Origin of the sequence: Phenylobacterium sp. (genome assembly GCF_036821595.1) — a bacterium.
In the GTDB taxonomy this organism is placed as follows: Bacteria; Pseudomonadota; Alphaproteobacteria; order Caulobacterales; family Caulobacteraceae; genus Phenylobacterium.
Map to the genome: position 1 here is coordinate 1 of NZ_DAISJG010000129.1, position 4,302 is coordinate 4,302.

Below are 4,302 nucleotides of genomic sequence, written 5' to 3' on the forward strand. Positions count from 1 at the left end.
GGCCGCCCTGGTACTCGCGCAGCACCTCGTCGTTGAGGTTCTGCAGGTCGACGAAGACCTCGAGATTGTCGGTGAGCGCATAGCTCGCCTTGGCGTCCAGGCGCCGGTAGTCATCGTCCCAGGTGTCGGCGTCGTCGCTGGAGCCGAGGCCCTGGATGGCCCGGCCGGTGTGGTGGTACGAGAGCGCCGCCTCCAGCCGCCCCTGCTGGTAGAAGAGCTGGGCGCCCCAGAGCAGGTCCGACTGGGCCGGGAACGGCAGCTCGCCACGGTCGGGGACGGTCAGGCTGGACTCGGTGAAGGTGACGTTCGCCGCCACGCCGAAGCCGCCCCAGATCCCCGGCAGGAAGGTGAACTGCTGCTGGTAGGCGAACTCGACGCCCTTGATCTCGCCCTCGTCGGCGTTGCGCGGCTGGGTGTATTCGAGCCGGCTGTAGGCGCGCCCGTCGATGGTGACGCCGGTCAGCGTCTCCTCGAAGGAGAAGATCGGGTCCCTGATCTTCTTGTAGAAGGCCCCGGCCGAGAGCAGGCCGCCGCGGGCGAAGTACCACTCCGCCGTGGCGTCCAGGTTGTCGGAGACGAAGGGCTTGAGGTCGGCGTTGCCCTCCGCGAGCTCGCCCTCGAAGACGCCGGGCGTGACCTCGGTGAAGCCGAGGGCGCCGCCGGGACGGAGCTGCGGATACTGCGGCCGGCCGAGCGTGCGGGTGTAGGCGAGCCGCACCACGACGTCGTCCCGGGGTTCGAAGCGCAGGTGCAGGTTGGGCAGGAAGTTGGTGTACTCGCCCGACTGGCTCACCGGGATGACCGCCCCGGTGTCCTCTTCGAGGCGGAAGCCCGCCACGTCGGTCTCGGTGCGTTCGACGCGCCAGCCGCCGATCAGCCGCCAGCCGCCGAAGTCCACGTCGGCCATGACGTAGCCGGCGAGGACCCGCTCGGTGAGGTCGTAGTCGCTGAGGGTCTCGTTCGCCAGGGTGTTGCCGAGGTTGCGCACCATGCGGGCTCCGCCGAGGTTCTGGGCGGTGAAGGCGCGGATCCCGTCGGCGTCGATGGTGAAGCGGTTGAGGTAGACCCGGTCGTCCACGTCCACCTCCATCACCGGGCCCTGCAGGCCGAAGTCGGCGAGGGTGAAGCGGTTGGCCGTGGCGCCGCGGTCGTACTGGTCGGTGCGGCCGTCGAACATCTTGTCGGTGTCGCGGACCTTCAGGCCGACCTTCAGGTAGCTGTCCTCGCCGATGTCGAGGCTGCGGCGCAGGTCGATGCGGCCGGCGAGGTTGGTCTCCTCGCCGTACTCGTCCTGGATGGTGTGCTGGCGGAACTGGAAGGACGAGGCCGAGAGGTTGCGCGCATCGGCCGTGTAGAGCAGCGGGCGCATGTCGAAGTCGACGGTGAGGTTGGCGCTGGGCAGGCGGAACTGCCAGACCTGGTTCGGCTCGATCAGCTCGTTGTAGCCCCAGGAGAGGTCGTACTCGAGCGACCAGGGCCCCCGCTCGTGCTCGCCGCCGGCGGAGACGGAGGAGATGCTCTTCTCCTTGTACTCCAGGCGCAGGTCCTGGCGGGCGTCGACGTTGCGCGAGACGCCGGTGGCCCCGTCGGCATTGAGCGTGACGTTGGCCAGGTTGGAGGCGAAGTCGAGCCGGAAGCGCTGGCGGTACTCGTCCTCGGTGAACTTCGAATAGAGCCCGCGGACATAGAGCTTGTCGCCGTCCTGCGGGCGGAACTCGAGGGCCGCCGAAGCGCCGATCCGCTCCCGCTTCAGGTTGTAGTTCGTGTACTTGAGATTGATCGGCAGGCCGCCGCGGGCGACGCCCGGCACGGTGCGCCAGTCGTCGGGATAGAGGCCGTCGGAGCGGTAGTCGCGCGACGAGCCGTTGACGCCCACCAGCAGGCCGAAACGGCCCTGGCCGAACAGCAGGCCGAAGGTGGCGTCGCCCTGCACCGGCGTCTTCTCGTTGAAGTCCTGGTAGCCCACCTGGAGGGAGCCGCGGGCAAAGCGGTCCTGGCGGAAATCGAAGGGCGACTGGGTGACGAGGTTGACCGTGCCGCCGATCCCCTGGGCGTCCATGTCCGGGGTGACGGCCTTGACCACCTCGATGCGGCCGAGGAGCTGGCCGGAGATGACGTCCAGCGGCAGGGCGCGGCTGTCGCCGTCGGGGTTGCCGACCTCGACGCCGTTCAGGGTGACGTTGTTGAGCTGGGCGGGCGTGCCGCGGATCGAGACGTAGCGGCCCTCGCCCTGGTCGTAGGCGAGGCCCACGCCGGGCAGGCGCTCCACGTTCTCGGCGACGTTCTTGTCGGCCAGGCGGCCGATCTCGTCGGCGGAGATGGCGTCCACGACGCCCGCGGCCTGCCGCTTGGTGTCGATGGCCCGCTGCTGGGAGAGCCGCTGGCCGGTGACGACCAGCTCGTCCACCGTCCCGGACTCCTGGGCCACGGCCGTCCCCGACCAGGCGAGCGCCGCGACGAGCGCGATCCGGCTCGCCGCCATTCTGTCCAATCGCATGACTACCCCCGATGTCTGTTGCGGGGGTGCTTAGGCGCCGCACACGTCAGCAGCGTTACGCCGGAACGTCAGTTCCGTGACGGTCAGGGGATGGCGAGCGCCCGCCTCACCTCGCGCCAGTCGACCAGCTTGAAGTTCCGCCGGTCGCGGCCGGCGGTGGGCTGCCGGGAAGGCCCTAGCGGGCGCTGGCGAGCCGCTTGAGCTTGCGGGCCTCGGCCCGGGTCATGCAGCGCGGGCCGCCGTCCACGTCGCCCCGGACGACCGCCTCGGCGGTGACGAACTCGGCCGAGCCGAACTCGCGGGCGAAGCCGCGCCGGGTCAGGGGCGAGCTGTCGCAGATATAGACCTCGCGGGTCTCCCACGCGGCCTGGGCCCCGGACACCGCGTCCCTGCCGGCGGCGGGGGCGTTGGCCGCCTTCGCCGGCTCGTGGGCAAGGGCGGGACCGGCCAGAAGCGCGGCCGCGGCCGCAACGCAGAGCACCATACGCATCGCGTCTTCCTCCTCTTCGGCGGTCTCGAGGCCGTCGTAAGGGGAAAGCCTACCCCAAGCTTCCCGTCTGTTACAGTGACATGACAAACGCGCGACAACCGATAACAGGTTACGCGAAACAGTCCCGATCCGCCCCGCCGGCCGGCCGCGTCGCCGAACCCTCATCGAAGCTTCACCGGCCTGTCGCAGACGGCGCCGATATTGCCCCGCCGGGGGAGCCGGACCGCAGTGGGCGGCCGCGGCGGCGACGAGGGCGGGGTTCGCGAGGCTTTGCGGTACGGCATCGTTCGAGAGGTCGAGGGCCTCGCTCCGCCCCTTCGCCAGCGCGCCCTGTTCGAGCAGGCGCGGTGCGACCTGATCCTGCAGGAGGGCCCGCCGACGCCCGAGGCGCAGCGGCGCCTGGGGCGGCTGCTCGCCGGGCTGAAGGCGGGCGACGAGGTGATCGTCCAGAGCCTCGACGCCTTCCAGCGGTCCACCGGCGAACTGGCCCAGCTGATCCGCACCTTCCTGGAGGTCGGCGTCGTCCTGCGGATCGTCGAGGGGCCGGACGAGAGCGAGACCCTGCCGCCGGCCGAGAACGTGCGCCGGGTGCTGGCCCTGCTGGCCGAGCACGAGGCGCGGCGGCCCAGCCGCTCGCCCGCCGGCGCCGCCTCGCGCGCCAATAGCGGCAGCCGCAAGCCGCTCTCCAAGTACCAGATCGAATACGCCCGCAAGCTGCACCGCGAGGGGACGTCCCTGCGCTCGCTCAGCCTGCTCTTCCAGGTCTCGCCCAACGAGGTCTGGGAGGCGATCGGCGATTGAGCGGGCCGCCTTGAACCCGTCCGGCCTGCCGCCCCTGGGCTGGGGCGCGATCCTCCTGGGCGCGGCCGTGGGGCCGGTGCTGGCGAGCCTGTCCGTGCGGCTGCCGGGCGTGGCGGCGCGGCCCGGGCGGGGACGCGTGGCGGCCCTGGCGCTGGCCTGCCCCGCCCTGGCCGCCTGGGCGCTGGCGGCCCGGCCGGACGCGACCGGCGTGCTGGGCGCGCTGCTGGCCTGGCAGCTCCTGCTGCTGGCGATCCTGGACGCCGAACATCTGTGGCTGCCGCGCGTGCTGACCCTGCCGCTGATCGCCACCGGCCTGGCCGCGGCGCTGGGCGAAGGCGCGGACGTGCTGGCGGCGCGGGCGATCGGCGCGGCGGCGGGGTTCGCGGTGCTCGCCGTGGTCGCCTGGGCGTACCGGCGGCTGCGCGGGCGCGAAGGCCTGGGGGGCGGCGACGCCTACCTGCTGGCCGGCGGCGGGGCTTGGGTCGGCTGGACCGCCCTGCCCACGGTGCTGATC

Annotated in this window: 4 protein-coding genes; 2 read left to right on the forward strand and 2 right to left on the reverse strand. The window is 71.8% G+C overall.

Annotated elements, in window-relative coordinates:
• The coding region (locus V7Z97_RS19540) for a TonB-dependent receptor (protein ID WP_334165165.1) at positions 1–2,497 on the reverse strand (2,497 nt) is incomplete at its 3' end.
• A 175-nt stretch (positions 2,498–2,672) separates the two neighbouring features.
• Positions 2,673–2,987, reverse strand: coding sequence for a hypothetical protein (locus tag V7Z97_RS19545; protein WP_334165166.1), 315 nt, complete (start codon positions 2,985–2,987; stop codon positions 2,673–2,675).
• Positions 2,988–3,215: 228 nt separating this feature from the next.
• Between V7Z97_RS19545 and V7Z97_RS19550 the strand changes: the two genes are divergently transcribed.
• Together V7Z97_RS19550 and V7Z97_RS19555 are read left to right on the forward strand one after the other, a co-directional pair.
• A complete protein-coding gene (locus tag V7Z97_RS19550) occupies positions 3,216–3,788 on the forward strand; it encodes a recombinase family protein (protein ID WP_334165169.1) in 573 nt (190 codons plus the stop codon).
• Between the two features lie 10 nt (positions 3,789–3,798).
• Positions 3,799–4,302, forward strand: a 504-nt coding sequence (locus V7Z97_RS19555; protein ID WP_334165171.1) for a prepilin peptidase, incomplete at its 3' end; no start/stop codon positions are given.